We start from the raw sequence: 24873 nt of genomic DNA, 5'->3' as shown, positions 1-24873 counted from the left end.
ATATGAGGCTGTTATGCCCGAACTTCTCAAGGAGCTTGCGGCGAAGGCGGCTATCACGACGCCGATGGGAAGCAGTTATTACTTGCCCCTCAATAAACACTTCATCGTCGGGTACTTCGAGGGGCCGCGCCTCGATTAATAACTCATGTAAGAGGCTGCCGCGATGTGGGCTAATTCATCTCGCCTTGACTGCGGAAACTCTGCAACTGCTTCTCTATCCCGTCTTGAAGAGGAGAGGCGGCGGGTGGGATCGACCGCCGATTGCAAGTTTTGCAATTTCAGCGCAACACCATCAGGATTGCGAAAATTATCTTTACGTCCGGTCTTCGGATAAATTTCCGCGCCACGGCATCCAGCCTCGCTTTGACGCCAGCGTTTTCGCTGCACATCTTTCACGTGGCCGCGGGCAGAAGCGAGACAATTGCAAGATGCACAAGTGTTAGGTATCTTTCCCACCAAATCGAGTGGATAGTCAGAGTTAACCGCGCTGCCACGAGGTGCATATGTATCAAGAAAATCCAGAACTCAAAAATACTGTCAAGAATACCGTCAAAAAAATAGTATCTTTGTGGCCGGCCATAGGAAGCGACAAGTGGATAAGAATTTTAAAATTACTTAATATAGTATATCTCTTGGCAGAGATATCAATGTACGTTCTTGGTACCAGCGAAACGTGGGCTTCCAAGGTTGTATACTACATGTGGCGACTTAACCCGTTTGGCGCACTTTTTAAAAACATACCATACAGTTGTTCTTACAGGGATAGCATGTGCGAACTGGAGCGGGGAACAGAAAGCATAAGGGATCAAGTGTTTCACGTTCATCCGAGTGTTTTTTTGTTTCTAGCGGGGGACTAGTCACCCTTCACTTGACTGTGGTCTGCCTTGACCGTCTGGAAAGCGCATTGGGCGTGGACTTCCTCTCACGTGCGATCGATAAGCTTCTTCCAGGACCGAAGCCTCCTGCACCGCCCTCAAACCCGTCTACGCCCCCGCCGGCTGTATGACAAAAAAGTCCAGGCTTGCACCGAAGTATCTGTGCATCTGCCCAATTATGCCGGAAAGAATGAAACGACGTCTTGTCCTCTTTCGCTCCCTGCTTCTCTAGGAAGCGGGAAAACCACTTTTGAAATCCGTCGGAGTAGTAGCCCCGGCTATCCTTCTTCAGGTCCGGAAATAGTCGATCCCTGCCGGCGTCCTGTTGTTTTCTGACAAATCCAGAAAGCCAAGCTCTTTCAGTCTTGGATGCACCGGCACTCGGCGACGGCTGGATGCGGTCTTCGTCCGACGACCGCCGTCCTCTACTTTCCTAGGCTGCGTCTGAGACCTCTCGCGCGCAGTGTCCGGCCTAATATCGAAGAAATCGATTTCGGTTTCGCGCTTAATGTCTTCGAGGCGAAGCTGACAGATTTCGTTGAGGCGCATGCCCTGATAAAGGCCGATAAGGGGCACCCAGAACTTCGTGCCCTTTGGCCGGAGATCCCCGGATTTCGCCCAATTTCGTTCGTCGTCCTGACATCCGGTGTAGATCGGAGCCGAGAAAATCTTCTCCAACTGTTCCGAGGTAAACGGATTGCGGTCCTCTTCCGAATGCTCGTGATTTTCTAGCCCTAGCTTCCGAGCCGGATTTTTGTCCATGCGCTCCTCAACCAGGCCGTAGTTGAAGAGGGCACTCATCTTGTGAACGTAACTGTTGACAGTAACGGGACTTAACGTACCGCGGCCGTCTTTTGCTCCTTGCTCAGCGGCATCTGTAAAAGTCATGCCTCGATAGAGTTTCGTGGAGTTAGCAGGTAGTCGAAGCAGCAGATCGCGGACCGCCTTACAATCATCTCTTTCGATTTCGCGGAGGCGGCGATCATATCCAATCACTTCGTCCATGACGCGGAACAAGAGCGCATAATCCATCTCCACCTTTTTCCGCATGTCCGTGCGATTTGGATCGTTTTTGAACTGCTCAATCAACTCAGCGAGCGAAATCGTTCGCTTGCTTCGCCGTGCCGGCGACTGGATCACCTCCTGCAATTCAAGGTCGCCAATGTTTAATGGCTGAGCTGCAATGTTGCCAATCTCCTGCCGCATCAATTCAACTACACCACGGCGAATAAGGTCATAAAACATACGATATCGCGAACCAGTGCGGTCAGCGATGATCTCGGTTCGAAACTCCATCGGACCAATTTTGACACGGCGAAATGCTATGCCGTTCGACTGTGCCAGACGGAGCACAATTTCACCCAGCAACCGCTCGTGCATGGGGCTATCCGGGATGGACAAGATTTGAACGTGTCGAGTGAGTTGCTGTCTTCGTTGAAGCAAGTCGTCCGGACTATCCACCTCGCTTGGCTCGGGCATGTACAAGTCTTCACCGGCAAGTGAGATTGCAGCCGCCCGGTATGTAAGCGAAAACCAATCTGTCACGATTTTTTCCAACTCGTGCGCATTCAGATCATCAAACTTGCGGCTGTTTTCCTTTGGATGAAGGCGTCCAGCCGCCTCATCTAACCGTTTCTGGTGCTCTGCATTGACATACGCAGCCAGGCGCAATGCTTCTTTGACACTGGAAGTCTTCAGGCTGGTGATCAAAAATTCCTTTCCAACAGCGCTCCTAAGGTCACTTGGAACCCTCCTGCGGACGTAAAAGCGGTCCTCGCGACTATAGAGATAGAGGTCAGAAGAAATTGATCTCCAACTCATATGTGTAACATTCGTGTGTAACAGTTGATGTCGAAAAAACAACATAAACTCAAAAAGTTAGAAAATCAAACCGTGAAGTGAAAGATGGTGGGCCCGGAGGGACTCGAACCCCCAACCAAGCGGTTATGAGCCGCTAAAATGTAGCCCACATGTGCCCATAAGTGCCTGTTGTCACCTGTCAACAACCCGTTGATTTTGTTGCCACCTGTCAACTTTCTCGTCACATACGGTCATATTGCATTCCCACGAAACACCTCATATGTTGTAGCCCACATGTAGCGCAACGTAGCCCAGGGGGACTCGGCGAGTGGCAAAGAAGAAACTGACGGACTTGGGCGTTGAAGCTTTGAAAAAGAGCGGCGCGCGTTATGACGTGATGGATGCCCACACGCCGGGGTTTGGTGTTCGGGTCGGCACCAGCGGGAAGAAGACGTTCATTCTCTACACCCGTTATCCCGGCTCTTCAGCGCCCACGCGTCGTGAACTCGGTGAATACCCGGTGATGTCGCTCGCTGAAGCTCGCGATAAGGCGCACGAGTGGTACAAGCTCATAAAGAAAGGCATTGACCCGCGCGACGCGGAAGAGCGTGAGCGAGCCGAACAAGCGCGAAAGCGGGTCAACACCTTTGAGGCAGTAGGGGAAGACTACATCGCCTATCTGCCGAGCCGCGACCGCAACCGTCATTCGGAACAGGACGAACGTGAAATCCGGCGCGAATTGCTCGACCCGAGCCGGAACCGATGGGTGAAGAAGCCGGTTTCGGAAATCACCGATACTGAGATTGGCGAGTTGATCGCAGCGATCCGCGATCGTCCCGCGCCGGGCCAAGCTTACAACGCGCTAGGTCACGTGAAGTCGATATTCAGCTGGGCGATGTGGCCGGAACGTCGGGCAGGCTACGGCCTGAAGGAAAATCCGACTCGCGATATGGCACCGAAGCACTTTGGGTTGGCAAAGACAGTTCGGACGCGTGTCTTTACCGATGACGAAATCGTCGCCTACTGGAGCGCCACCTATCGCATGAAAGGCCCGCTAGGACCGTACTTCCGCGCACTGATGCTCACAGGGCAACGAAAGGACGAAGTGTCCGGCGCGCGGCGGCGCGAGTTTGACTTCGGCGGCGCGATTTGGACGGTGCCCGAGGAACGATTCAAATCCGGCGTAGATCATCTGGTCCCAATGACCCAAGTCTTTGCGAAGCTGATTGAAGCGATGCCGAAGCATAACAAAGGCGATTTCGTCTTCTCGTTTTCGGCGGGTGAAAAGGCGATCAATGGCTTTAGTCGCGCCAAGCAGGCGCTACACGATGCGATGATTGCCGAACTTCAACGCACCGATGATCGGGCCGAGCTGCCGGCGTGGACGCTTCACGACGTTCGCCGAACGGTTCGAACGCGACTTTCCGGACTTCGAGTTAATGCGGATGTCGCGGAAATGGTCATCGGTCACGGCAAGAAGGGGCTCGAACGAGTCTATAATCAGCACACCTATGCCGACGAAATGCGTGACGCGCTCATGAAGTGGGAAGCTGCATTGCGGCGACTTCGAATTCTTCCGAAACTTGATCGGTTTAGGGCGAAACGAATGCCATTAGAACAGGACGAACCCGCTTCCAATGTGGTCGTGCTCCGGGCGTCCTAATCGGTCGATAAAGCTTCATATAGCCCGCCGTTATGAAAACGGCGGGTTTTTCTTTGCCAGTTGACAGGTGGCAACAAATGGCAACGAAAACATAGATTTAGGGTGCGCTTCTCAATCCCTGAGTCTGCATGATAGTCAGTAAATGTGAGCGGAAGTGACCGCATAACTCTGGAGATGAAAAGAAATGAGATTGCTTTCTTTCAACGAACTGAAAGCCGCGAAGGGCGTACCCTACGCGAAACAGCACATCTACCGCCTTATGGCGAGCGGTGAATTTCCACGCTCGGTTCAGTTAAGCGCTAACCGCGTCGCTTGGCTGGAGTCGGAAATCGATTCGTGGATCAACGAACGTATCGACGCCCGCAACCGGGTGGCGGCATGAACTCAAATGAAAACCCGAAGGGCGTTGGCGCGCCGATCGGGTTGAAACTGGAAAGGAATAACTTCTCAATGAGTATTACTGAAAATGTAGCCTCACGTCAACTGACGGTAGGGCTTGCTGTCGGCCAAACCGCCGTTGCTGCCGACAAGATCGTTAGGCATCTGAAGGCGTGCGGCTCCCCCATCGTGCGATCTTGGCGCGGCTTTTTGTATGTTCCCAACCGTCATCCCGCGCGCGTCAATGCTGCCGAACTAGCAAGCGTTGTCGAGTCCCATTGCACGGTCACCAAGAACGGCGAAGCTATCGACATTCCCGACAAACTGGTTCGTGCGCTTGCCGCGTCATCGGTTTGGGAGGTTATTCGATGAGCGACCACACCGCATTCATTCGTGACTATCTTGCAGCGACCGGGTCAATTCATCTGACCGCCATGACAAACGATCCCATCGAAGGTTCCGGCGTGTCCGGCCATCACTTCGGCACGGATTGGCAAGCCGCCGCGAAATGGGCGGCAACCGAGAATTCTAAGCAGAGAAATATTTACTTCTCCGTGGCGCATATCCGCCCTGATTTGCATAACAAGGCGAAGAAGGTCGATATCACCGGAATTCGATGGGCTCATGTGGACATTGACCCGCCGAAGGACAACCCGGCATGGGACAAGCAAGGCGCGCTTGCCGATCTGATCGCGCGCGGTGCGCCGTCCGTGGCTATCGACAGCGGTAACGGCATTCACGGTTTCTGGATTCTATCCGAACCGACCGACATCGCGACGATCGAACAGATCAATCGCGGTATCATTGAACGGTTCAATGCCGATAGGACGACTTGGAACGCCGACAGGGTGATGCGTTTACCGGGTACGGTGAACTATCCGAACGCCAAGAAACAGGCCCTAGGTGTTTAGTCCCGGCATTTGATGGATAGGATCGATGATGAATCGATCTGGCTCGGAAGTCCACCTTTTGCAGATGAACTCGTAGGGGGTGAGGCCCTTTAGTGTCTTGAGCCTGCGCCCAAAATTGTAGGCGTCGATGAAGTCGGCGAGATGCTTTTTCAGTTGTGCGTGATCGTCGTAGTGGAAGCGCTTGACAGTCGCTTCCTTGATCGTCCGGTTCATCCGCTCGACCTGCCCATTGGTCCATGGGTGCTTAACCTTTGTCAGGCGATGCTCGATCTCGTATTCCTCACAGACTCGGTCGAAGATGTGCTGGAAGGCATTTTGGTCACAGGCCCGGTTGGTGAACTGGATGCCATTATCGGTCAGGATAGTATGGATGGTGTAGGGCACCGCCGCGATCAGGTTGCGCAGGAACTGGGCGGCATTCATCTTGCCAGCTTTGGCATAGAGCTCAGCGAAGGCGAACTTGGACGTGCGATCAATCGCCACGAAGAGATAGAGCTTGCCCTCAGCCGTCTGCACCTCGGCAATATCGACGTGGAAGTAGCCGATCGGGTAGCTTTTGAACTTTTTCTTCGGTTCTTTGTCGCCTTTCACTTCCGGCAGGCGTGAAATGCCGTGGCGCTGCAGACACCTGTGCAGGGACGAACGTGTCAGATGCGGGATCGTCGGTTGAAGGGCATAGAGGCAGTCATCAAGAGGCAGCAATGTATGCCTGCGAAAGGCGACGATGACGGCTTCTTCTTCAAGGGAGAGGATTGTCGAATGCGGGTCCTTCGGGCCTGTCGGAAGATCGGCCAATGATGTCCGTCTCTTCCATTTGGCTATTGTCTTCTGATTGACCCCATACCGCTTTGAAAGCGCTCTCAGGCTCTCTTCACTATTTTGTATTGCTCGACGGATTGCCTCTGTCGTTGTGGCGCTCCCGTGTAGAACCTGGCCCATAGTGCCTCCCTCCATTCTAAGGAAAATAATGCACCATCAAATGCCGGGACTAAACACCTAGGGCGCGTTCCGGCACCCGCCAAGCTAGTCCAACCGTTCACCGGCGCGACTTACGCGCCGGTGGCGCTCCTAACCGCGTTCCCATCCAACGCGGTTATTGAGGAACATGTTGAAGAATTGCCGGATGGCCCGTGCGATGGATACACCGGCCCCGCTGACGATCCATCACTGATCCGACTCATGCTTTCCAGTCGCGGCAGCAATGACGTCATGTTCGGTAATAAAGCATCATTTGCCGATCTGTGGCACGGCAACGTCGAAGCGCTGAACAAATTTTTCCCGTCCGACTCTGACGAATTTGGTCAGTCCGAAGCTGACCTCGCGTTGCTTGCGCACTTGGCCTTTTATACTGGGCATCATCGATCACGCATGGAACGCCTGTTCGGAATGTCAGCGCTCGGTAAACGTGAAAAATGGCTTACCCGGCCTGATTATCGAGCGATCACCATCGGCAAGGCGTTGAAGGGTTCGGGTTCGTTTTACAACGTCGTGAAGACGCCGCCGGCCGTGATGGTGCAGCCGCAAGGTCTGCCGGGCATGGGACTTCCCGATCTCCCCGGTATGACAAGCGTCAGCTTGCAAGCTGACGAGGTTGGGGCTTCGGAAGATCAAATTTCGCAATTCTTCATTCGGACCCACTCGAATCAAATCAGATACTGCCCCCAAACGGGCGAGTGGTTGCGGTTCGACGGGTCCGTGTGGCGTCATGATTATACGGTTCGCGATGATATCCGTAAGACCTGCGCCGACTTAGTTGAACGCCTTCCTGAAATCAGCGTAGCGCAGCGCAACAAAATTCGGTCCCTGCCAACGATCCGCAACACACAGGCATTGGCCGAAGCGAACCCGCAAATGCATGTCCAACTGACGGAGTTCGATCGCGACCCTTGGTCATTGAATACACCGTCGGGAGTGATTGACCTCCGAACGGGGATCGTCCGCAAAGCCACGCCCGAGGATCGCTTCAGGCAAATGACCGCCGTTGCGCCGTCCGATGAAGAGGATTGCCCGACGTGGCTCCGCTTCCTCCACACGACCACCGGAGGCGACAGCGCGATGATTTCCTATCTGAAGCGCGTCGTGGGTTACAGCCTGACCGGCGTATCAGCGGAGCATGCTGTCTTCGTTCTTCACGGTCATGGGGGCAACGGTAAGGGCGTGTTCATGTCAACGATCGGCAGCTTACTTGCAAGCTATGCGACGACCGCTGCAACCGAAACGTTCGTCAACACGCGGAACTCTCAGCACCTCACGTTCATTGCGTCATTGAAGGGCAAACGGCTTGTTTCCGTCCCGGAAATGCCCGATCAGGTCACTTGGAATCTTGGCCGCATCAAGCAGATTTCGGCGGGCGATCCCATCCAAGCGAATTCCATGCGCGGCGATCCCTTCGAATTTACCCCGTCTTGCAAACTGCTGTTTGCGTGTAACGAACCGCCAAGTCTCACCAGCGCCGGGAACGACGTTCGTCGCCGTTTCAATTTCCTGCCATTCACGACCACGGTCACACCGGAGCAACGCGACAAGCATCTTGTCGAAAAACTTCGCGCGGAATGGCCGGGGATTCTTCGGTGGGCATTGAATGGCTGTGTCGAATGGCAATCGCTCGGGCTTCAAGCCCCTGATGCTGTCTTGCGCGCCACCGCTGAATACATCGACTCCGAAGATGTGGTTGGTCAGTGGCTGGAGGACGTATCGACTCTTGATTCAACGGCTGTGGCTTCGAACTCCGAAATCTTCGGTTCCTGGACGTTTTGGGCAAGCTCTAACGGTCATGAGGTAGGCAACATGCGAAGGCTCGGGAAGCAGTTGCGCAAACGTGGGCTGATGGAATCAAGGTCAGGCGCAACGCGCGGCTGGAAAGGTCGTTCGTTCAGACCGTTGCCGCCACCGGGTGATACAAGTCGATCATTCGCAGCGGCCTAAAGCAACAGTAGCCCCGGTTAAAACGCCGGGGCTTTTTCTTTGTGACATTTGATCGATGGGTGTGACGTTTGGGAATGGGAAACGTCATTTAGCAATGGTTTGAAATATCAACGGAAATGACGTTTGTGACGTTTGTGACGTATTATTCGACATATAAAACGAAATAGAATCCAAGCATCAGCGTTCGTTACATCATTCAGATTCATCCTATAGCGGCTTAACCAGCAAGCACGTCACAAACGTCACAAACGTCACTGTCGGTGATCGTCTGTCATATTGAACATCCGGTTCATGAGCGTCCGCAATCCTGTGATCATGGGCAGCTTGGTCCGATAGCCGCGTTTTAGCCGTAGGAACGCAAACCCGGAGACAGACCGGAGCGACGGCTTTTTCTTATGTTGCCTAACCAAGCGGTCATCAACCATCTGGCTTGCCTATTCAATCCACTGAATCGCTTGATACGCTTGGCCCTCTGATGAACCGGTGAACTACGCCGGGGCTACAAAATGAGGAAACAATGCAGAATCTACCCGGCGTTAGCGCGGCGATACCAAACGACAAGCCGTCGAAAACCCCTTCGAATGGCGCGGCCTTACGGCTCGTTACCATCGACTCGCTCGACGGCAGAACACAAGCCGCTAAGGAAGCCCGCCAACTTCGATCGGCCATCATCCGCGATCTCACAGGCGGTGACGACGAAACGGCGCTGTCAGCGCTCAAGCTTGCCCTTGTCGATGCGGTGGCTATTGCAACTGTGATGATCAACGACGGCAACGTTCGGTGGCTGAAAGGCGAACCTATCTCCCTGTCTGAGATCACCACGCTATCAAACGCCCGTCGTCGCGACGCTCAACTGTTGGGGCTTGAACGTGTCGCGCGGGACATTACCGACCTCGACTCCTATCTCGCGTCGAAGGTGATCACCGTATGAACATTCTGGACACGTTCGAAGACCCAAAGCTGTTTCGTCCATGGTTCAAGGATCGTGCGACCTATGAAGCATGGTTTGCCTTCACCGCCGCGATGTTCGCGATCGACATGACGCCCGAACAGCTAGCCATCTATCGCAAGCATACTGGACGGATCGCACCGCCCTCACAGGCCGCGACGGAAGCTGCATTGATCATCGGAAGGCGAGGGGGCAAATCGTTGTTCCTTGCCCTTTGGTCGGTCTATCTCGCATGCTTCCGCAAGTACGACGCCTATCTTCAACCCGGCGAACGCGCGACGATCATGATCCTTGCCGCCGACCGTCGTCAGGCTCGTGTGATCTTCCGCTACATTTCCGGGATGTTGAACGACATCCCGTTGCTGAAGCGCATGGTGGAGCGCGAGACGGCGGAATCGTTTGACCTGTCTAACCGGACCACGATCGAAGTCGGAACGGCGTCCAGCAAATCGACACGCGGTTATGCTTTCGCGGCAGTCTGTGCGGATGAAATTGCCTTTTGGCCCACCAATGAAGACGCCGCCGAAGTCGATGAAAGCATCCTTGCCGCTATTCGCCCTGGCATGGCGTCTATTCCCGGTTCGCTTCTGTTGCTGGCGTCCAGTCCCTACGCTCGCAAGGGTGCGCTGTTCCGCACTTATGACCGCTGGTACGGCAAGGAAGGCGGTCCGCTGGTCTGGCAAGCCGCCACGCGCGAAATGAACCCAACGATTCCGCAATTGGTTATAGACCAAGCGATGGAACGGGACGCTTCGAGCGCGTCGGCTGAATTCATGGCTCGGTTTCGAACGGACATCGAAACGCTGTTCACCCGCGAAAGCGTGCTTGCTTGTGTCGATAGCGGAGTCGCTGAACGTCCGTATATTCCCGGCGTCCAACATTGGGGATTCGCCGACCCTTCAGGCGGCAGTGCGGACAGCTACACGGCGGCAGTAGCAAGCCGTGACGGCGATCAGATCATCATCAACGCCGTCCGCGAAATCAAACCGCCGTTCTCGCCTGATGCTGCCACGAAGGAACTTGCCGACTTCTTCAAGAGCTATGGCCTTCGCACGATCACCGGGGACAGATACGCCGGTGAATACCCGCGCGAACTGTTTCGGAAAAACGGCATCGAATATATGACCAGTTCGGCCGTCCGCTCCGAATTGTACTTATCCGCGCTCTTGCCGCTGACGAATGCGAAACGCCTCACCCTTCTGGATAACGATCGGGTCATCAATCAGATGATCGGACTTGAGCGCCGGACCGGGCGGGGACGCGATGTCGTGGACCATGCGCCCGGACAGCACGACGACGTGGCAAATGCGGTCGCTGGTGCGGCATGGCTGGCGAACCGTCGTGCTTCGAACATCAAGCCGATGCTCGCCGCGCCGCAACTGATCCCGCTGGTTGATTGCCACAATCCGGCGACTGACTGGTAACTGTTGCCACCTGTCAACTATAGACACAGTAAAGCTGCCGGAGACCATGATAGGCAATGGTTCATCCAGCAGCTATTATTCATTGTCAGCGAAACAATGAATGAAGAGATACATGAGCAAATCCGAAAAGCCTAGCCCCGATCCGCGAACCGAGCTTGAAGAGCTTCGAAAGTTCGTTAGAGAACGGGAAGCTGCCATCCTTCCCAAAGTTGCAGAACTTGAAGCCGCCGAGCAGGCCAAGGCCAATGCGGCCGAAGCCGAAAAGCTTGATGCGCTTCGTTCAGAGGCATCCCAGGGTGCCGAATACCTTGTTAAACTCGCAGCACGAATTGACGCCACGATGAAGTCGCTTGCCGATCTGCTTCAGGAGCGCGACGAAGCCGGGGCAGAATTCGCCCGCCAATACGATCGTAAGGTTGCATGGGTCGGACATACCTTCTCTCATCCCGGTCTTGTTGACTCAGCGCTGCATCATGCCGGTATCGGCAGGTTCGCCCACATTCGGAGCCGAGGCGCGCTATCCATGGAATTTGTCGATCGCCAACGGCTCAACGGTCTGCTGAAGGCGGGGGCGTGATATGGCAACGCCGGAACGGAAGGTCATTCGCGAACTTCGGCTGGACGAAATCAGCGCCGTTCATCGCGGCGCTGTCGAAGGGGCAGTTGTGACGATCATGAAAGTCGCCGATGGTCACGATCGCACCAAGCCTGTAACCGCGCTGAAGAATATCAAGCTTGATGAAGTTTCCCTTGTCGAGCGTGGCGCAAATCAATTCGCCAACGTGGCATTGATTAAAACCGCCGATCCCGTTCCGGTCGCCGGCCCTGTGGCTTTCAGCGCAAACGATATTACTCCGGAAGGCCAGGTGATGCTGGCAAAGATGCTCGCCGCGATCCGCAGCGAAACTTTCACCAAATCCGCAACTCACCACGAGGAAGTTCCTACCATGAGCCACTACGAATCCCTTTTGAAGAGCTTTTCCGACAGGCACGGCGTCTCCCGGCAGAAGGCGCACGAACGCCTGATGGAGTCCGATCCGGAGAAGATCAGCGACAGTTACGCACTCGACGAAGCCCAGGCTGCGAAACGTCTTCGCGACGCACAGAACGCCACAAGTTACTAATCTCGGTAGTGGTCGGCGTGGGCGGGTACAGGCCGTTTTGCGATGAGCCCGATTGCCCCGCGCCGAGACCGGTCAGATCAACTAGGCCCGGTTGATTCGACACTTGGCGGCGGGGTCCGTCCCTTGGCTCCGCCGCCACCAATCATCGCCGCGATCTGAGCGTTTCGACCGTCGCCGCGATTGATCCGCCCGAAGATGAACCTACAGCGTCTTCGGGCGGTGCCGTTTTCAATCAATGAAAGTCAAGAATGCCGAAGAAGCAGCGTGCGGAAGACCAGATTTCCCAAGTGCAACGGGCAAAGCTTGTTGAGCTTTGGACCAAGGGTTATGAACTGGTCGGCCTTTGCGAGCGTTACGGGATAAGCATCGACAGCGCAGGTTTGATCATCTCCGAAGCGAATGCGCAACGGCGCGGTGCGGCGAAAGTACGCGATACGATCGCGGAATCGTATCGCGCTTGGGTTAGGCAAGAAGTCGTCAGGCAGATCGGCTAGAGTAGGCCTTTAATACCGGTCGCTGTGGTTCCGGTCGTGTTGATCCGGAGAATCTTGCCCATGTACTGCGTACCCGCCACGCAACCGGGATAGATACCCGAAGAACCGTCATTCATGAGAACCGAGACGTTGCCCGGCGCGGTGACCATGAACGCACGAATCGGCTTCACAAGCTTGGTCGTGTCGGAAGTCGTGATCGTGTCGATGATCCCTTGCGGAACCTGCGCTTCCTTTTGGTTCTTCAACTGTTCGGCAAGAATGCCCATGTCCATGAGTCCTCGTTGGTTGAGGCAATTATACTCACCATCATGGGGATTGAATACGATGCGGTCCGATCTGGGAACTAAAGCCCAAGTTCACGCCATGAACGCTTTGAAAATCATCATGAAAGAGCCGACATTTATTGAAGTGTTTTCAGCCATGTAATAGCACGCGTTTTCGAGGAAGTCTGAATTGTACACGCGCGGGTTTTCTTCGTATACCGCACAGCATCGAAATGCGAGATCGAACGACATAGCAAAATTCGCATAGGTTTCGAACCAAACGCAATAATTATCCCAGTGCTCCGCATCAGCATAGCTGACGCCGACATTATTGAAGTCGCGGTAGTATTCAGCGTTGGAGTCCAACACAGTTTTCACTATCGGCTTCGTCTTGTATAGCGAGTGGAGGAGAGCGCCGGCTCGCTTGTAGTGGTCCGGGTTCTGGGACTTCAGCGCAATGGTGTATTGGTTGATACTGAGCTGGTACGTATCATGTGCGAGGCTGACGAGGTTTTCGTCTAAGCTGATCTCCGTTCCAGAGTATCCAAATGCCCTCGGCCAACCCTTAAGGAAATGGTCTTTCACGATGCCCACAAATATTTCTTTATCGTCTAGGTCAGTAAAATTCTGAAATGCGGGCATTTCGATTCCCTGTCACAATGTAAAGTAGTCGCCATAGAAAAAGCCCTTGCGATTTGCAAGGGCTTTCTGTGTTCAGCTAACGATTTGATCAGTTCTTTTTGAAGAACTTCTCAAGCACCACTTCTTCGGCGCTGAATGTGTCTTCAAATTTGCGAACCGGCTCTCTCAGGCTGTTGTTCGGGCATGCGCGGACAAGCTTCTCGCCCGAGCTGTGCACGACGGATGTCTCTGTTCTCTGCATGTCGATTTCCTCTGTTCGTCCCCAACCCAACGCTTATGCGACGGACATGTTCCAATTGATTTCAGTGTTGTCTGCACTGAAATTTCGCGAACTTCAAGACCAATTTCGTCTGCTTCGGAGATTTTCATTAATATGGATATCACATCGCATCTGAACAAGACATTAATAATTGATTAGTGGAAGCGAATTTCGCGCGTCCATTACGCGGATATCATTTGTCAAATTACCTTGAAGGTAACGCTGATCGGCGAGTGCAGCCATAATGTGACGCACATTATAAAGAAGGAATTATTTCCTCAACTGTGTGTCTTCAACCAAGTCGAACAGCGCCGACTCTGAAAAAGCGGCTTCCGGTTCGGGTTGTCCGGTCCAGTGGACGCGGATCACATCACCGTAAGCAGGAATATCGGCTGTTTCCACGACCTTTCCCACTTTTTTGAAATGATCAGGGAATTTTAACTCTGCTCCCTCACGCACCTTTATTCGGTCGCCCACTACAAACTTGGTCATGAGATGCCCCCTATGTCGGCGTTCTTAGTCTCGTAAAAGATATGCTGGTGCACATGAAAGTCGGTCACAAACTATCAAGCCGGCAAAACATGGCAAGAGACTCGCCGCGATCCGGAAAAAGACCATTTGTAGCCCGGATTGTAGCCCGGACCGGTGAGCTACAAGCAGAAATTCGCTAAGTCATTGAAAAGATGGTGGGCCCGGAGGGACTCGAACCCCCAACCAAGCGGTTATGAGCCGCCGGCTCTAACCATTGAGCTACAGGCCCTGGCGTCGGGTGTCCGGCGCTTGGGTGCCGGGGCAATGGTTCCCGCAGCACGGTTTCCGCTCTAACGCAAATCCGGGGGAGCCACAAGCGGGCAGCGCAAGCATCTGTGGACGATGCATATTTCGTGGGCAGCAACTGGAACCTTCTCGCGCGGGCTACACTTATCCAAGTCACATTCCGCATGAAGAGGGCGATCGCAGATGGTGGCTTCGAACAGTGCCGTGGTGCTCATCGTGGAGGATGAACCGCTGATCCGGTTCAACATCCTCGATGTGCTGGAGGAGGTCGGCCATGTGGCGCTGGAGGCGGCGAATGCCGACGAGGCTCTGGTGGTGCTGAAGGGCAGGCAGGATGTCGATATCCTGTTCACCGACGTCAACATGGCCGGTTCGATGGACGGTCTCCAGCTTGCCAATCGGGTGCGGGCGATGCGGCCGAATATCGGCATCATCATCACCTCGGGCATGGTGCGGCTCGATCCGATGGCGCTGCCCGCCAATACCGCCTTCCTGCCGAAGCCCTACATGCACGACACGCTGATTTCAACGATCGACACCCTGATGACGTAAACACGCCGCGCAGCCGCAAAACGGGGACTGTTTTTGCGGCTGCGCGCGAGGCGCCGGGAGACATGCTCGTCTTCAGGCGGGGCGGAGGGGAACCACACCCTCAGCTGAAGCTGCTCTTCAGCGCCTCGTTCTCGTGATGGGCCTTCTTCTCGTAGATCGTGAACAGCGCCATCGAAAGGAGATAGGAGAGGAAGGGATCCCCTATCTGCGTGGCGATGTCGCGGGATGCGAGAACATGGCGCTCGAGAGCGCCGATATCCTTCTGTATTGCGGTCTGCGTGGTGGTTTCAGCGAGGCGATTCATGCTGCCATCTCCAGGAATTGGGTCACGACCGAGCGGGCCGGCACGTGCCTGACATAAAGGGGTAGGGTGAGGCCGAGGGCGGCGCGCATCTTGCGCAGCACCCGGTCCGAGACTTCGAAGGCGCCGCAGCAGACGGGGTATTTGCCGTAGCCGTCTGCACGGCCGAGTTCTTCCACTTCGGCGCCGGCGCGCTTGTAGACGCGCTTGAGGTAGGGCTCATAGTTGGAAATCATCGTATGGATGCCGTGATCGAGCGCGCATTCACAAAGCGCAAGCAGCATCATGGAGAAGGCGCGGCCGGCGTCGATATCGGGGAAATCCTTGCCGATCGCCTCCTCGTCGATGCACATGCGCGTGCCTTCCCAGATGCCGGGGGCAATCAGATTAGCGGCATCGGGAAACGTCTCGCGGAAGACGTCGTAGAGAAGGGTCGGGCCTGTCGTCGGCATCAGGCGCATCCCGCCATAAAGGCGGGTGCGGCTATCGTTGCACCAGACAAGGTAAGCTGGGGCGAGCGAATCGTAGCTGTCGCGTTCGTAAGGGCCGATGACGGGAACGTCCCAGCCGAGCGTATCGGCGAAGACCTTCTTGCGCAGGCGAAACATCTGGTCGAGTACGGCAGCGTATTTCTGATACTCATGTGCCTGAATGATAACGAACATTTTGCCCTCCAGCGTTTTCAAGTTCGTGGAGAGCACAATGGTTCATGCGGGCCGGATCGGAAATTCCCTCAGATGGGCCCCCTCAGATGAGGGGGGCGCATGTCGCGCAAAAGTGTGCAGCGGTTTTGCGACAACGACATGCGCTAGGGATTGATGATGCGCAATTGCACGGCCCGCGAAGCGGCGGCCGAGATCGTGGCGCAGCCGAGCTTGAAGCGGGCGGTCTTCAGATAATCGCGCGTGGTGTGCTCCGATATGCCGAGGATCACCGAAATATCCTTGTAATCCTTGCCCAGCGCCGTCCAGTGCAGACATTCGATCTCGCGCGGCGACAATGCCGGCACCGGATCGTTTTCACCATGCAGCTCGTAGACGGCCTTGCGGTGGATGAGATGGGCGATCTCGATCCATTCGTTGCGGCAGCGGCGGACGAGTTCGGCCCATTCCTCCGCCGGTATGCGGGCATTCAGCGACAAGAGCGCACGGCGCTGCGCCTTGTCGGCGACGGGAATGGAGTAGCCGTTGCCGCCGATACCGTGCTTCTGGGCATCGACCAGCATGGCATAGGCCTCCGGCGTCGGCTCGACCTCGCTCCAATCGAAGGGCAGCTGGCGTTCGAAGCCCTGCTTGACGATCGGATCGACCTTCACATAGCTGTTCAAGAGGTAGCGGGAGACCCAGGCATCCGGATAGGTGGTGCGCACGAAGGGTGAATCGATCTTGCTCGCGATCGTCTGGGCGAGATGGTAGGTGACGAAATCGAGGCCATATTCCGCCTGGAGAATGCGGATGGCGGCATCCACATTGGCCGCAGCCTTGATCTGTTCGAAAGCGGACTCGAACTTTTCGCTGTAGGTATTCTCAATCATTTCCACTGCCCCAATCCCCTCAATCCTACCGCGAGCGCTGTCATAAATACAAGGCATCCCCACATATGCGGGGAATGACAATCCGGGTCCCATCTGCTAGCGCCTTTCATGAGGAGACCTCATATGGACAGCAAGAGACCATTCGCGATTGCCGAATGCCAACAGGCCGCCAAGGGCCTGAAATCCAGCTGGCAGGACATGGCAGGCTCCGAAGCGCTGATTCGCGCGCTCGTTGCCGAACGCAACGGCGACACGCCGCTGGCGCTGTTCTGGACCGAGGTTCACCGGGCGCTCTGCCAGGAAACCAGCCCCTTCTGATGATCAACCCGTCGGGGCACGCCAGCGCAGGTTTTTCTCCTCGGCTACGATGAACACGTCTTCACTCTTGTCGCGATTCGACTTTAGGACGAAAGCGTCGAGTGACGACATTCCGGATCTATGGTTAAGAAAGCCGGATTATTTCATCAATTTGTGCCAAAACGGTTGACGCAGCGTTTGCGGCAGGGGCAATGGTGTTTGTGGAAACGGTTACACTCAGTCTGACCCTTGCAGGGCTGGCTGCAGAGTGTCTCGACTGTCATCACCGATGTAGTGGAATGGAATGACTGAAAAGCGCGTGCATCTGGTTTTCAAGACCCATCTCGATATCGGCTTTACCGATCATGCCGAGAAAGTCCGCCGGCAATATCACGAGCGCTTCATTCCGCAGGCGATCGAAACGGCCAAGCATTTTCATGCCGAAAATCCCGACGAGCCAAACTTCATCTGGACGACGGGCGCCTGGCTGATCTGGGACCATCTGAATTCGCGCTCGGCGGGAGAGGTGGCAGCGCTCGAACAGGCGATCGAGCGCGGGCTGATCCGCTGGCACGGCCTGCCGTTCACCACGCATACGGAGCTGATGTCGCCTGACCTTTTCCGGGCGGGGCTTTCCTATTCGCAGGAGCTCGACCGGCGCTTCGGCAAGACGACGATCGCGGCGAAGATGACCGATGTGCCCGGCCATACGCTCGGCATGGTGCCGCTGCTTTCCGAGGCGGGCATCCGCTTCCTGCATCTCGGCGTCAATACGGCCTCACCGCCGCCCGATGTGCCCGACATCTTCCGCTGGCGGGCGCCCGGCGGCGAGGAAGTGGTCGTCATGTACCAGCGCTCCTATGGCGAGACCTGTTTCCCCGACGGTTTCGAGGACGGGCTGAGCTTTGCCCATACCAACGACAATATGGGGCCGCAGAGTGTGCCCCAGACGGCCGAGGCCTATCGCGAATTACGCGCGCGCGCGCCGGATGCGATCATCCGCGCGGCGACGCTGGAGGATTACGGCGCCATTCTCTGGAGCGAGCGCGAGCGTTTCCCCGTTGTCGAGCTGGAACTCGGCGACAGTTGGATCCATGGCAGCGGCAGCGATCCGGTGAAGACGGCGCGGTTTCTAGCGCTGCAGCGGCTCTACGACCGTTTCGCGGCAGATGGGCTCGACGCACGGCGTCTCGCCTTTGGGCGCGGACTGGCGATGGTGGCCGAGCATACCTGCGGCGTCGATATCAAATCCTATCTGCGCGATGACAAGGCGTGGTCGCGGGCCGATTTCGAGGCCGCACGCCGGTCCGATTATCGCTTCGCCTATACCGAAGCCTCATGGGACGAGCAGCGCGCCTATCTCGACCAGGCGATTTCGGAGCTCGACAAGACGGACCGGAAGGCAGCCCAGGCCGTGCTTGCCGAATTCGCTACGCCTGCCGTCGTCGAGGGCGGTGGGCGGGAGCTCCGTCTGCAGACCGGTGGCTGGTCGATCGCGCTCGACGGTGCGAGCGGGGATGTCGCCGAAATCACCTCTCCCGCCGGGCGGACGATCTCCGGCCGCGACGGCTCGCTGATCGCCTATCGATATGAGAGTTACGATGCCGGCGACGTTATCAGGCACATGGAGACCTATCTGACCCATCGCCAGGAATGGGCGGTGCTCGATCACGACAAGCCGGGGCTTGCCCGGTCGGGGGCAGCACTTTCGAAGGTCTTTCTGCCGGCGCTGGAAACAGCACAAGGGGCGGGCATTCTTCTGTCGATGCCGGCTGAGGCCGTGCAGAAATATGGCGCGCCGCCGCATCTGATGCTGCATTTCACCGCCGAGGGCGATCGCCTGAACCTCAGCCTGACATTGCACGACAAGCCGGCCAACCGTATGCCGGAGGCAAGCTTCCTTTCCTTCACGCCTGATGGTGCCGGGGACTGGAATTTCCGCAAGATGGGCCTCTGGCACCGATCGGGGAACATTGCGACGAGCGGCGGCGGACAATTGCAGGCGGTGACATCAGCACGCGGTGATCTCGCCGATGGTCCGCTGACCATAGAAACTTTTGATGCGCCGCTCGTTGCGCCGCAAGGCTCTGATTTCATGGCGTTTTGCAGGACGCTTCCGGATTTTACCGCCGGCATCCGCTTCAATCTGCACAACAATAAATGGGGAACCAATTTCCCGATGTGGTGGCAGGGAGATTTTCAGGCGCGCTTCCGGCTTAGCCTCGACTGAACCGCTCGATCTGGCATCGAGCCGCTCGATCCCACAGGGATTGACTCACCGGATTCCGCCGCGACCGGGCCGCTTCATCCTGTACGGATTAAGCGGCCCGGTCCGATGTGAGAAAGGGTTCAGCCGATGCTAGCGGTTCGGCTGAACCAGCCGGTGCATGGCGCTTCGGGCCGCTGCGGTTTCGGGCGAAACTTCACCAGCACCTCGCGGCCATCGGAAGAGGCTTGCGTGCGCTCCAGCGCGTCGCGTTCGGCAACTGCCTGGCGCCAGTGCTCGTCGTCGCGGCCACCAGGCCGGCCCTGTTCTTCCCAAATCGCGTAAGCTCTCTTGCTGATCCATTCGTGGCGTCTGTCGCTCATATCTATCCGCTCATCAAAACTGTTATTCGACAATTCTATCCTGCAGAACCGGCGGCCGGCGCTTGGCTGCCATCAGCAGGTCGAGTTCGATCGAAGAGGGCCCGAAACGGGTGAACAGGCTTTCTGCCTGCTCGCCTCGCAGGCCATATTTGGAGGCGAATTCATCAAGGCTATAGGGGCGGCCGCGCAGGATTCTGCTTCGGCGCTCCGGTTCACGGATTTGCGTCATTGGTGATAACCCCAGACTGTTTTGCGAATCTGGGAACAAAACAAATTACAGAGACAAAAGTTCCGTGAATTTTCAGGGTTTTTTCGCCTCGCCGTGCCATTTCGGAGCGATCTCAGGCCGGTGGCATAAATTTTTAAGACTGGTGTGGGCGGAGAAAATTTCGTCTAAAACATGCAGGAATATCAGCGTGTTATGGAATTCGCTTCCGCGGCGGCGGATAAATGGGCTTTACCCCGGCGCGTTACTCTATAGAATCAATAGTGTTATTCGGTTCGCAGGGGCAGCAAAACGTTCCGTTCCCCGCGTTGGCGCGACCGATACCGGAGGACTTTGGCTTCAACCCATCAAGAGGAGACAGACATGATGAATGCACTGCCGCCACTTCATGACGGCCACGCGCCGTTCAACCTCCAGCAACTGTTTCGCGAAGCTCTTTATGCCTTCGAGGAATGGGACAGCGAATTGACCGAACCGATTGTGACCCACGAAGGACGGGTCATCCCCATCAGCTTCGTTTTCGAAGCCATGCGCGAATGCACCGACATCGTGCCGATGAACATCGTCGGCGCCGTCACCGAACGGCTGACCAAGCCGTGGGAGGGCGAAGGCCCGCTCGATCAGATGACTTTCTCGACGGCGGCGCGTGTCATGCGCGTTCTGGTGCGCAAGCGCCTTCACGTCACTGGGGCTGCGGATCTCGTCGCCGTTTCAGCCCACGCGTCCGAAGACCAGGGCCGCGACTGACAAAGTGAGGATCGCGGCCATGGCTGCGATCCTTTCCCGCTTTTTGGCGGAACCTCGCTTATTCCCAGCCGTTTAATTCGGCAGGCACAGCCCGCCACTACAGCGCCGCGCGTCTTTTCGGGACGCGAAAAGGACCCTGTAGAACTAAATTGCTGCGGGCGAGGAATGAGACCATGCTAAAATCCATCGTTCATGAAATCATCGGCACACCTCGACGTGAGCCGGACCTTCCGCAATCGCTCGAGCAGTTTCGCGATAGGAAACGGGTGCTGATCATCTTCGCCGATGCGCAAGATGACCGCGCGCTCATCCAGGACGAATGGCTGCGCAAGGCGCACATGCGCTTGATCGAGGAAGACGTCGAGGTGTTCAGCATTGCCGGCGGCGGCGCGTTTGCGCTGTTCGACGATGACTGGGAACTCGATGCCGACGATATTCGCGATCGGCTGCAGGGACCGCCGTCCGGCGAGTTCGGGCTGATCCTGATCGGACGCGACGGAACCGTTAAGCTGCGCTCGAGCGAGCCGATGAGCGCCGAGGATATCTTCGCTGCCTTTGAGATGTTGCCGAAGAAGACGCCTTGGTAGCGTTTCGAGAGTTCGTTTGAAGCGGGCGCGGTGAAGCATCCGCGTCCCGCGTCTTTTGCATGTTCAGAGTTCGAAGGCTTCCTTGAGGCCCAGGCTCTTGCGTTCTCGCAGGTCGAGATCTGCCTCGATATGGGCGATGTGATGCAGCATCAGCTGGCAGGCGCGGTCGAGTTCGTCGGCTTCGATCGCCGAGATGATGTCACCATGTTCGGAATGGCCGCAGCTCGATGCGGTCGACTGCCCGTAGAGCGCAATCACCAGAGACGAGCGGGCGACAAGCTCTTCCATGAAGCGCTGCATGATCGAGTTTCCCGATATGGCCGCCAGCATCAGATGAAAATCGCCCGATGCCTTGATTTCGGCGCGGCGCGCCGTCTGGCCACGCTCGCTCATCAGGCGGCCTTCTTCCAGCAGAAGCTGTCGCAGATGGGTAATGTCATCAGGCGTGATCCGCGCCGCTGCCTCGCGTAATATGCCCGGCTCGACCAAGCGGCGGGCGGAAAAGATCTGGCGAGCCTCTTCGGGCGAGGGATAGGCGACGAAGGCGCCACGGTTCTTCTCGACGCTGACAAGGCCCTCATAGGAGAGCGCCTGCAGGGCGGCGCGGGCAAGCGTGCGGCTGACGTTGAAGAGATTGCCGACATCGCTTTCCGAAAGCTTGGTGCCGGGCGAGAGCCTGCGCTCGACAATCGCTTCGCGAATGGCATCGCGGATCTGTTGCGCGCCTGTTTCGGCGGAGTCTTCGGCCTGCTGAGCCTTAGCGGCGGATTTCATGAAATTTATTTCCCGATGGTCGGCAAAGCATATCCGTGTTCGCAGCAAAAGTTAAACAGAATTTGTGCCCGAAATGGTGGTTAGATTGTATACGATGTTTTGCACAAATTGCGCACGATAGCCTAAATCATGTGCAGATAGCGCTGCGCCTATAATTTGCTCTCTCAATGGCGGTTTTGATAAAATCCTTATTTTGCAATGGCTTGCTTCAAGAAACGGAGTCTGGCACGGCAGATGCATCGTCTTTTCCGAACAGGGGAAGGCAGATGTCGAAAGCGGCAGAGATCGATATAGTATCCGTTTCGAAGGTCTATGGCGCGACGACGGCGGTCCATGCGATCAGCCTGAAGATTCCGGCCGGCTCCTATTGCTGCTTCCTCGGCCCGTCGGGCTGCGGCAAGACTTCGACGCTGCGCATGATCGCCGGCCATGAGAGCATCTCGTCGGGCGACATCAGGCTCGGCAATGTCGTCGTCACCGATTTTCCGCCGGCCAGGCGCGGCACGGCGATGATGTTCCAGTCCTACGCGCTGTTCCCGCATCTCGATTTGATCGACAACGTCGCTTTCAGCCTGAAGATGAAGGGCGTCGACAAGCAAGAGCGGCAGGCCAAGGCGCTCGAGATGCTGAAGCTGATGCAGATGGAGGCCTATGCCGCCAGGCGTCCGGCCCAGCTTTCGGGCGGCCAGCAGCAGCGCGTGGCGCTGGCGCGCGCGCTGATCACCGATCCGGAAGCGCTGCTGCTCGACGAGCCGCTGTCGGCGCTCGATCCGTTCCTGAAGATCCGCATGCGTGCCGAACTCAAGAAACTCCAGAAGTCGCTCGGCATCACCTTCGTGCACGTCACCCACAGCCAGGAAGAGGCAATGGCGCTCGCCGACGTCATCGTCATCATGAATGACGGCCGGATCGAGCAGGCGGCAGCCCCGCGCGAGGTCTTCGAGCGGCCGGCGACGGCCTTCGTCGCGCGGTTCATGGGCGACCACAACGTGCTGTCCGGCCGGGTGACCTCGAGCGAGAACGGCGTGCTCGTCATGACCGTGCCGGAAGGCCAGAGCTTTTCCGTGCGCGGGACGGGCAGGGAAGTCGGAGAGCCCGTCGATATCGGTATCCGCACCGACCGCGTGCGCCTGCAGGTGGCGACCGAATGGACGCTCGGCTTCGACGGCATCGTCTCCAACATCGAATATCGCGGCTCTTCCGTGAAGATCACCGTTATCGGCGCCGGCAGCGACGACTTCACCGTCATTGCCGACGACGGCGAATATTTCGCCCGACCGGTCGCCGTCGGCGACAGCGTCTCGCTCAGCTGGGCGCTCGAGGATGCCGTGCTTCTCGGCCGCTCTTCCGCATGAGCCATCACCATCAAGAACACTGAACCTTCCATATCCAAGAAAAGGGGAACTGACATGACGACTGAAACGACATCGACCAAGGCGGAGAAGGGGCTTTCCCGCCGCGCGCTGCTGAAGACGGGTGCTGCCGCCGTCGGCGCCATCGCCGGCTCCGGCGCCATCACCGGCTTTCCCACCATCTGGGCGCAGACGAACATCACGCTTCGCCAGTTCGGCACCGGCGTTTCGAACATCAATGCCATCGCCGAGAAGTGCAAGGCCGATCTCGGCATCACGCTGGAGATGACGGCGACCGATTCCGACGCCGCCGCCCAGCGCGCCGTCACCCAGCCCGACAGCTACGACATCGCCGACATCGAATACTGGATCGCCAAGAAGGTGTTCCCGACCGGCGTCATGCAGCCGATGGACGTCAAGAAGCTGAAATATTACGACAAGATCGTGCCGCTGTTCATCAACGGCAAGCTGAAGGCAGACAGCGTCATCGCCCAAGGCACGGCGCCGCACACGGTCGGCTTCGTCGAAGCGCAGGATTCCAAGAAGTTCGCCAAGGAGGCGACGCAGTGGATGACGATGGTTCCGACCATCTACAATGCCGACACGCTCGGTATTCGCCCCGATCTCGTGGGCCGCGACATCACCAGCTGGGCCGACATCATGGATCCGAAGTTCAAGGGCAAGACCTCGATCCTCAACATTCCATCGATCGGCATCATGGATGCCGCGATGATCATGGAAGCCATGGGCAACATCAAATATGCCGACAAGGGCAACATGACCAAGGAAGAGATCGACAAGACGATCGAATTCCTGATCAAGGCCAAGGGCGACGGCCAGTTCCGCGCCTTCTGGAAGAGCTTTGACGAGTCGGTGAACCTGATGGCGTCGGGCGAAGTCGTCATCCAGTCGATGTGGTCGCCGGCCGTTGCCGCCGTCCGCTCCAAGGGCATCGCCTGCAAGTATCAGCCGCTCAAGGAAGGCTATCGCGCCTGGGGCGGTGGTCTCGGCCTTGCTTCGCACCTCAAGGGCGCGCAGCTCGACGCCGCCTATGAATACATCAACTGGTACACATCGGGCTGGGTCGGCGGCTATCTCAACCGCCAGGGTTACTATTCCGCCTGCATGGACACCGCCAAGAACTTCATGACGGCGGACGAGTGGGGCTACTGGATCGAGGGCAAGGCTGCAACCGGCGACATCATGTCGCCTGAGGGCAAGGTCATGGAGAAGGCCGGCGCCGTTCGCGACGGCGGCTCCTTCGAAGCCCGCATGGGTGCTGTCGCCTGCTGGAACTCGGTGATGGACGAAGACCGCTACATGGTCCGCCGCTGGAACGAGTTCATCGCGGCCTAAGCGATTGTCGTTTTCCCCTCCCCAACCCTCCCCACAAGGGGGAGGGAGCCTGGAGAGGCGGTGCGGCAAGGACA

31 protein-coding genes and 2 tRNA genes are annotated in these 24873 nt (G+C 56.8%); 18 read left to right on the top strand and 15 right to left on the bottom strand.

The window, feature by feature from the left end:
- Positions 1-13 precede the first annotated feature (13 nt).
- Positions 14-139 carry a hypothetical protein gene (locus tag BA011_RS46105; protein ID WP_257785297.1) on the top strand — a complete coding sequence of 42 codons (126 nt, stop codon included), beginning with the start codon at positions 14-16 and terminating at the stop codon, positions 137-139.
- Here the strand turns inward: BA011_RS46105 and BA011_RS41555 are convergent.
- The 3 genes from BA011_RS41555 to BA011_RS12830 all read right to left on the bottom strand — a co-directional run bounded on the left by BA011_RS41555 (position 136) and on the right by BA011_RS12830 (position 2853).
- A complete protein-coding gene (locus BA011_RS41555; protein ID WP_151343464.1) occupies positions 136-396 on the bottom strand; it encodes a hypothetical protein in 261 nt (86 codons plus the stop codon). The genes BA011_RS46105 and BA011_RS41555 overlap by 4 nt on opposite strands.
- Before the next feature lie 767 nt (positions 397-1163).
- Positions 1164-2696: a DUF6538 domain-containing protein gene (locus BA011_RS12835; protein WP_335727147.1), complete on the bottom strand. Its 1533-nt coding sequence runs from the start codon at positions 2694-2696 to the stop codon at positions 1164-1166.
- An 85-nt stretch (positions 2697-2781) separates the two neighbouring features.
- Positions 2782-2853 (bottom strand) — tRNA-Ser (locus tag BA011_RS12830).
- Between the two features lie 150 nt (positions 2854-3003).
- Between BA011_RS12830 and BA011_RS12825 the strand changes: the two genes are divergently transcribed.
- The 4 genes from BA011_RS12825 (at position 3004) to BA011_RS12810 (ending at position 5627) form a co-directional block, all read left to right on the top strand.
- Positions 3004-4338, top strand: coding sequence for a tyrosine-type recombinase/integrase (locus tag BA011_RS12825; protein ID WP_151343463.1), 1335 nt, complete (start codon positions 3004-3006; stop codon positions 4336-4338).
- Between the two features lie 184 nt (positions 4339-4522).
- Entirely contained in the window at positions 4523-4720 is a 198-nt protein-coding gene (locus tag BA011_RS12820) for a helix-turn-helix transcriptional regulator (RefSeq protein WP_065280751.1), read from the top strand.
- A complete protein-coding gene (locus BA011_RS12815; RefSeq protein ID WP_065280750.1) occupies positions 4717-5088 on the top strand; it encodes a hypothetical protein in 372 nt (123 codons plus the stop codon). The genes BA011_RS12820 and BA011_RS12815 overlap by 4 nt, the downstream gene beginning before the upstream one ends.
- A complete protein-coding gene (locus BA011_RS12810; protein ID WP_065280749.1) occupies positions 5085-5627 on the top strand; it encodes a DNA-primase RepB domain-containing protein in 543 nt (180 codons plus the stop codon). Before BA011_RS12815 ends, BA011_RS12810 begins: the two co-directional genes overlap by 4 nt.
- On the opposite strand, the gene BA011_RS12805 is transcribed toward BA011_RS12810, so the two are convergent.
- Positions 5616-6566: an IS481 family transposase gene (locus BA011_RS12805; protein WP_072638367.1), complete on the bottom strand. Its 951-nt coding sequence runs from the start codon at positions 6564-6566 to the stop codon at positions 5616-5618. The genes BA011_RS12810 and BA011_RS12805 overlap by 12 nt on opposite strands.
- A 120-nt stretch (positions 6567-6686) precedes the next feature.
- On the opposite strand from BA011_RS12805, the gene BA011_RS12800 reads away from it, so the two are divergent.
- From BA011_RS12800 to BA011_RS12775, 6 genes are all read left to right on the top strand, one after another.
- Positions 6687-8552 (top strand): phage/plasmid primase, P4 family, encoded by a 1866-nt coding sequence (locus tag BA011_RS12800; RefSeq protein ID WP_151343462.1) that lies wholly within the window; start codon positions 6687-6689, stop codon positions 8550-8552.
- 517 nt (positions 8553-9069) lie between these two features.
- Positions 9070-9483 carry a hypothetical protein gene (locus BA011_RS12795; RefSeq protein WP_065280747.1) on the top strand — a complete coding sequence of 138 codons (414 nt, stop codon included), beginning with the start codon at positions 9070-9072 and terminating at the stop codon, positions 9481-9483.
- Positions 9480-10925 (top strand): hypothetical protein, encoded by a 1446-nt coding sequence (locus BA011_RS12790; RefSeq protein ID WP_065280746.1) that lies wholly within the window; start codon positions 9480-9482, stop codon positions 10923-10925. Before BA011_RS12795 ends, BA011_RS12790 begins: the two co-directional genes overlap by 4 nt.
- Before the next feature lie 112 nt (positions 10926-11037).
- The gene (locus tag BA011_RS12785) at positions 11038-11502 is read left to right on the top strand and encodes a hypothetical protein (RefSeq protein ID WP_065280745.1); all 465 of its coding nucleotides are present in this window, start codon (positions 11038-11040) and stop codon (positions 11500-11502) included.
- A 1-nt stretch (position 11503) separates the two neighbouring features.
- Positions 11504-12049, top strand: a complete 546-nt coding sequence (locus BA011_RS12780) for a hypothetical protein (RefSeq protein ID WP_237352477.1) — start codon at positions 11504-11506, stop codon at positions 12047-12049.
- 248 nt (positions 12050-12297) lie between these two features.
- Positions 12298-12543, top strand: coding sequence for a hypothetical protein (locus tag BA011_RS12775; protein WP_065280744.1), 246 nt, complete (start codon positions 12298-12300; stop codon positions 12541-12543).
- Here the strand turns inward: BA011_RS12775 and BA011_RS12770 are convergent.
- The 5 genes from BA011_RS12770 to BA011_RS12755 form a co-directional block, all read right to left on the bottom strand.
- Entirely contained in the window at positions 12540-12815 is a 276-nt protein-coding gene (locus BA011_RS12770; protein ID WP_065280743.1) for a spike base protein, RCAP_Rcc01079 family, read from the bottom strand. The two genes, BA011_RS12775 and BA011_RS12770, sit on opposite strands and share 4 nt — an antisense overlap.
- Before the next feature lie 84 nt (positions 12816-12899).
- Positions 12900-13448, bottom strand: a complete 549-nt coding sequence (locus BA011_RS12765) for a hypothetical protein (protein ID WP_065280742.1) — start codon at positions 13446-13448, stop codon at positions 12900-12902.
- Positions 13449-13536: 88 nt separating this feature from the next.
- Positions 13537-13689: a hypothetical protein gene (locus tag BA011_RS44275; RefSeq protein WP_186806430.1), complete on the bottom strand. Its 153-nt coding sequence runs from the start codon at positions 13687-13689 to the stop codon at positions 13537-13539.
- Between the two features lie 288 nt (positions 13690-13977).
- Complete coding sequence (locus BA011_RS12760) at positions 13978-14199, bottom strand: hypothetical protein (RefSeq protein ID WP_065280741.1); 222 nt, start codon at positions 14197-14199, stop codon at positions 13978-13980.
- A 192-nt stretch (positions 14200-14391) separates the two neighbouring features.
- Positions 14392-14467, bottom strand: a tRNA-Ile gene (locus BA011_RS12755).
- Positions 14468-14667: 200 nt separating this feature from the next.
- Here BA011_RS12755 and BA011_RS12750 point away from each other — a divergent pair.
- A complete protein-coding gene (locus BA011_RS12750; protein WP_065280740.1) occupies positions 14668-15036 on the top strand; it encodes a response regulator in 369 nt (122 codons plus the stop codon).
- A 100-nt stretch (positions 15037-15136) separates the two neighbouring features.
- Here BA011_RS12750 and BA011_RS12745 read toward each other — a convergent pair whose 3' ends face one another.
- The 3 genes from BA011_RS12745 to BA011_RS12735 all read right to left on the bottom strand — a co-directional run bounded on the left by BA011_RS12745 (position 15137) and on the right by BA011_RS12735 (position 16871).
- Complete coding sequence (locus BA011_RS12745; RefSeq protein WP_017961378.1) at positions 15137-15340, bottom strand: hypothetical protein; 204 nt, start codon at positions 15338-15340, stop codon at positions 15137-15139.
- Positions 15337-16002 (bottom strand): acyl-homoserine-lactone synthase, encoded by a 666-nt coding sequence (locus tag BA011_RS12740; protein ID WP_065280739.1) that lies wholly within the window; start codon positions 16000-16002, stop codon positions 15337-15339. Before BA011_RS12740 ends, BA011_RS12745 begins: the two co-directional genes overlap by 4 nt.
- Positions 16003-16145: 143 nt before the next feature.
- A complete protein-coding gene (locus BA011_RS12735) occupies positions 16146-16871 on the bottom strand; it encodes a LuxR family transcriptional regulator (protein ID WP_065280738.1) in 726 nt (241 codons plus the stop codon).
- Positions 16872-16994: 123 nt separating this feature from the next.
- Between BA011_RS12735 and BA011_RS12730 the strand changes: the two genes are divergently transcribed.
- Entirely contained in the window at positions 16995-17189 is a 195-nt protein-coding gene (locus BA011_RS12730; protein WP_065280737.1) for a hypothetical protein, read from the top strand.
- A 283-nt stretch (positions 17190-17472) separates the two neighbouring features.
- A complete protein-coding gene (locus tag BA011_RS12725; protein ID WP_065280736.1) occupies positions 17473-19398 on the top strand; it encodes a DUF5054 domain-containing protein in 1926 nt (641 codons plus the stop codon).
- Positions 19399-19517: 119 nt separating this feature from the next.
- On the opposite strand, the gene BA011_RS12720 is transcribed toward BA011_RS12725, so the two are convergent.
- Together BA011_RS12720 and BA011_RS12715 are read right to left on the bottom strand one after the other, a co-directional pair.
- Entirely contained in the window at positions 19518-19757 is a 240-nt protein-coding gene (locus BA011_RS12720) for a DUF2934 domain-containing protein (protein ID WP_065280735.1), read from the bottom strand.
- A 22-nt stretch (positions 19758-19779) separates the two neighbouring features.
- Positions 19780-19986: a hypothetical protein gene (locus BA011_RS12715; RefSeq protein WP_065280734.1), complete on the bottom strand. Its 207-nt coding sequence runs from the start codon at positions 19984-19986 to the stop codon at positions 19780-19782.
- Positions 19987-20346: 360 nt separating this feature from the next.
- Between BA011_RS12715 and BA011_RS12710 the strand changes: the two genes are divergently transcribed.
- Both BA011_RS12710 and BA011_RS12705 read left to right on the top strand, forming a co-directional pair.
- Positions 20347-20730, top strand: coding sequence for a hypothetical protein (locus BA011_RS12710; RefSeq protein WP_025395374.1), 384 nt, complete (start codon positions 20347-20349; stop codon positions 20728-20730).
- A 173-nt stretch (positions 20731-20903) separates the two neighbouring features.
- A complete protein-coding gene (locus BA011_RS12705) occupies positions 20904-21317 on the top strand; it encodes a DUF4174 domain-containing protein (protein ID WP_065280733.1) in 414 nt (137 codons plus the stop codon).
- Positions 21318-21380: 63 nt separating this feature from the next.
- On the opposite strand, the gene BA011_RS12700 is transcribed toward BA011_RS12705, so the two are convergent.
- Positions 21381-22091, bottom strand: a complete 711-nt coding sequence (locus BA011_RS12700; RefSeq protein WP_065280732.1) for a GntR family transcriptional regulator — start codon at positions 22089-22091, stop codon at positions 21381-21383.
- A 266-nt stretch (positions 22092-22357) separates the two neighbouring features.
- Between BA011_RS12700 and BA011_RS12695 the strand changes: the two genes are divergently transcribed.
- The gene (locus BA011_RS12695) at positions 22358-23446 is read left to right on the top strand and encodes an ABC transporter ATP-binding protein (protein WP_065280731.1); all 1089 of its coding nucleotides are present in this window, start codon (positions 22358-22360) and stop codon (positions 23444-23446) included.
- 54 nt (positions 23447-23500) lie between these two features.
- Entirely contained in the window at positions 23501-24799 is a 1299-nt protein-coding gene (locus BA011_RS12690; RefSeq protein WP_017961367.1) for an ABC transporter substrate-binding protein, read from the top strand.
- The last annotated feature ends 74 nt before the right edge of the window (positions 24800-24873 follow it).

The organism is Rhizobium leguminosarum (assembly GCF_001679785.1).
Classification (GTDB): Bacteria; Pseudomonadota; Alphaproteobacteria; order Rhizobiales; family Rhizobiaceae; genus Rhizobium; species Rhizobium leguminosarum_R.
This window is presented reverse-complemented; position numbering and strand designations above follow the sequence as displayed.

Excerpts from the sequence above, each read along its gene's own strand:
- BA011_RS12820 (WP_065280751.1), top strand. The coding sequence starts at position 4,523 with ATGAGATTGCTTTCTTTCAACGAACTGAAAGCCGCGAAGGGCGTACCC.
- BA011_RS12815 (WP_065280750.1), top strand. The coding sequence starts at position 4,717 with ATGAACTCAAATGAAAACCCGAAGGGCGTTGGCGCGCCGATCGGGTTG.
- BA011_RS12750 (WP_065280740.1), top strand. The coding sequence starts at position 14,668 with ATGGTGGCTTCGAACAGTGCCGTGGTGCTCATCGTGGAGGATGAACCG.
- BA011_RS12780 (WP_237352477.1), top strand. The coding sequence starts at position 11,504 with ATGGCAACGCCGGAACGGAAGGTCATTCGCGAACTTCGGCTGGACGAA.
- BA011_RS12720 (WP_065280735.1), bottom strand. The coding sequence starts at position 19,757 with ATGAGCGACAGACGCCACGAATGGATCAGCAAGAGAGCTTACGCGATT.
- BA011_RS12790 (WP_065280746.1), top strand. The coding sequence starts at position 9,480 with ATGAACATTCTGGACACGTTCGAAGACCCAAAGCTGTTTCGTCCATGG.
- BA011_RS12785 (WP_065280745.1), top strand. The coding sequence starts at position 11,038 with ATGAGCAAATCCGAAAAGCCTAGCCCCGATCCGCGAACCGAGCTTGAA.
- BA011_RS12835 (WP_335727147.1), bottom strand. The coding sequence starts at position 2,696 with ATGAGTTGGAGATCAATTTCTTCTGACCTCTATCTCTATAGTCGCGAG.
- BA011_RS44275 (WP_186806430.1), bottom strand. The coding sequence starts at position 13,689 with ATGCAGAGAACAGAGACATCCGTCGTGCACAGCTCGGGCGAGAAGCTT.
- BA011_RS12710 (WP_025395374.1), top strand. The coding sequence starts at position 20,347 with ATGATGAATGCACTGCCGCCACTTCATGACGGCCACGCGCCGTTCAAC.
- BA011_RS12700 (WP_065280732.1), bottom strand. The coding sequence starts at position 22,091 with ATGAAATCCGCCGCTAAGGCTCAGCAGGCCGAAGACTCCGCCGAAACA.
- BA011_RS12795 (WP_065280747.1), top strand. The coding sequence starts at position 9,070 with ATGCAGAATCTACCCGGCGTTAGCGCGGCGATACCAAACGACAAGCCG.
- BA011_RS12725 (WP_065280736.1), top strand. The coding sequence starts at position 17,473 with ATGACTGAAAAGCGCGTGCATCTGGTTTTCAAGACCCATCTCGATATC.
- BA011_RS12695 (WP_065280731.1), top strand. The coding sequence starts at position 22,358 with ATGTCGAAAGCGGCAGAGATCGATATAGTATCCGTTTCGAAGGTCTAT.
- BA011_RS12805 (WP_072638367.1), bottom strand. The coding sequence starts at position 6,566 with ATGGGCCAGGTTCTACACGGGAGCGCCACAACGACAGAGGCAATCCGT.
- BA011_RS12745 (WP_017961378.1), bottom strand. The coding sequence starts at position 15,340 with ATGAATCGCCTCGCTGAAACCACCACGCAGACCGCAATACAGAAGGAT.
- BA011_RS12705 (WP_065280733.1), top strand. The coding sequence starts at position 20,904 with ATGCTAAAATCCATCGTTCATGAAATCATCGGCACACCTCGACGTGAG.
- BA011_RS12760 (WP_065280741.1), bottom strand. The coding sequence starts at position 14,199 with ATGACCAAGTTTGTAGTGGGCGACCGAATAAAGGTGCGTGAGGGAGCA.
- BA011_RS12770 (WP_065280743.1), bottom strand. The coding sequence starts at position 12,815 with ATGGACATGGGCATTCTTGCCGAACAGTTGAAGAACCAAAAGGAAGCG.
- BA011_RS12765 (WP_065280742.1), bottom strand. The coding sequence starts at position 13,448 with ATGCCCGCATTTCAGAATTTTACTGACCTAGACGATAAAGAAATATTT.
- BA011_RS12715 (WP_065280734.1), bottom strand. The coding sequence starts at position 19,986 with ATGACGCAAATCCGTGAACCGGAGCGCCGAAGCAGAATCCTGCGCGGC.
- BA011_RS12775 (WP_065280744.1), top strand. The coding sequence starts at position 12,298 with ATGCCGAAGAAGCAGCGTGCGGAAGACCAGATTTCCCAAGTGCAACGG.
- BA011_RS46105 (WP_257785297.1), top strand. The coding sequence starts at position 14 with ATGCCCGAACTTCTCAAGGAGCTTGCGGCGAAGGCGGCTATCACGACG.
- BA011_RS12730 (WP_065280737.1), top strand. The coding sequence starts at position 16,995 with ATGGACAGCAAGAGACCATTCGCGATTGCCGAATGCCAACAGGCCGCC.
- BA011_RS12810 (WP_065280749.1), top strand. The coding sequence starts at position 5,085 with ATGAGCGACCACACCGCATTCATTCGTGACTATCTTGCAGCGACCGGG.
- BA011_RS12690 (WP_017961367.1), top strand. The coding sequence starts at position 23,501 with ATGACGACTGAAACGACATCGACCAAGGCGGAGAAGGGGCTTTCCCGC.
- BA011_RS12740 (WP_065280739.1), bottom strand. The coding sequence starts at position 16,002 with ATGTTCGTTATCATTCAGGCACATGAGTATCAGAAATACGCTGCCGTA.
- BA011_RS12735 (WP_065280738.1), bottom strand. The coding sequence starts at position 16,871 with ATGATTGAGAATACCTACAGCGAAAAGTTCGAGTCCGCTTTCGAACAG.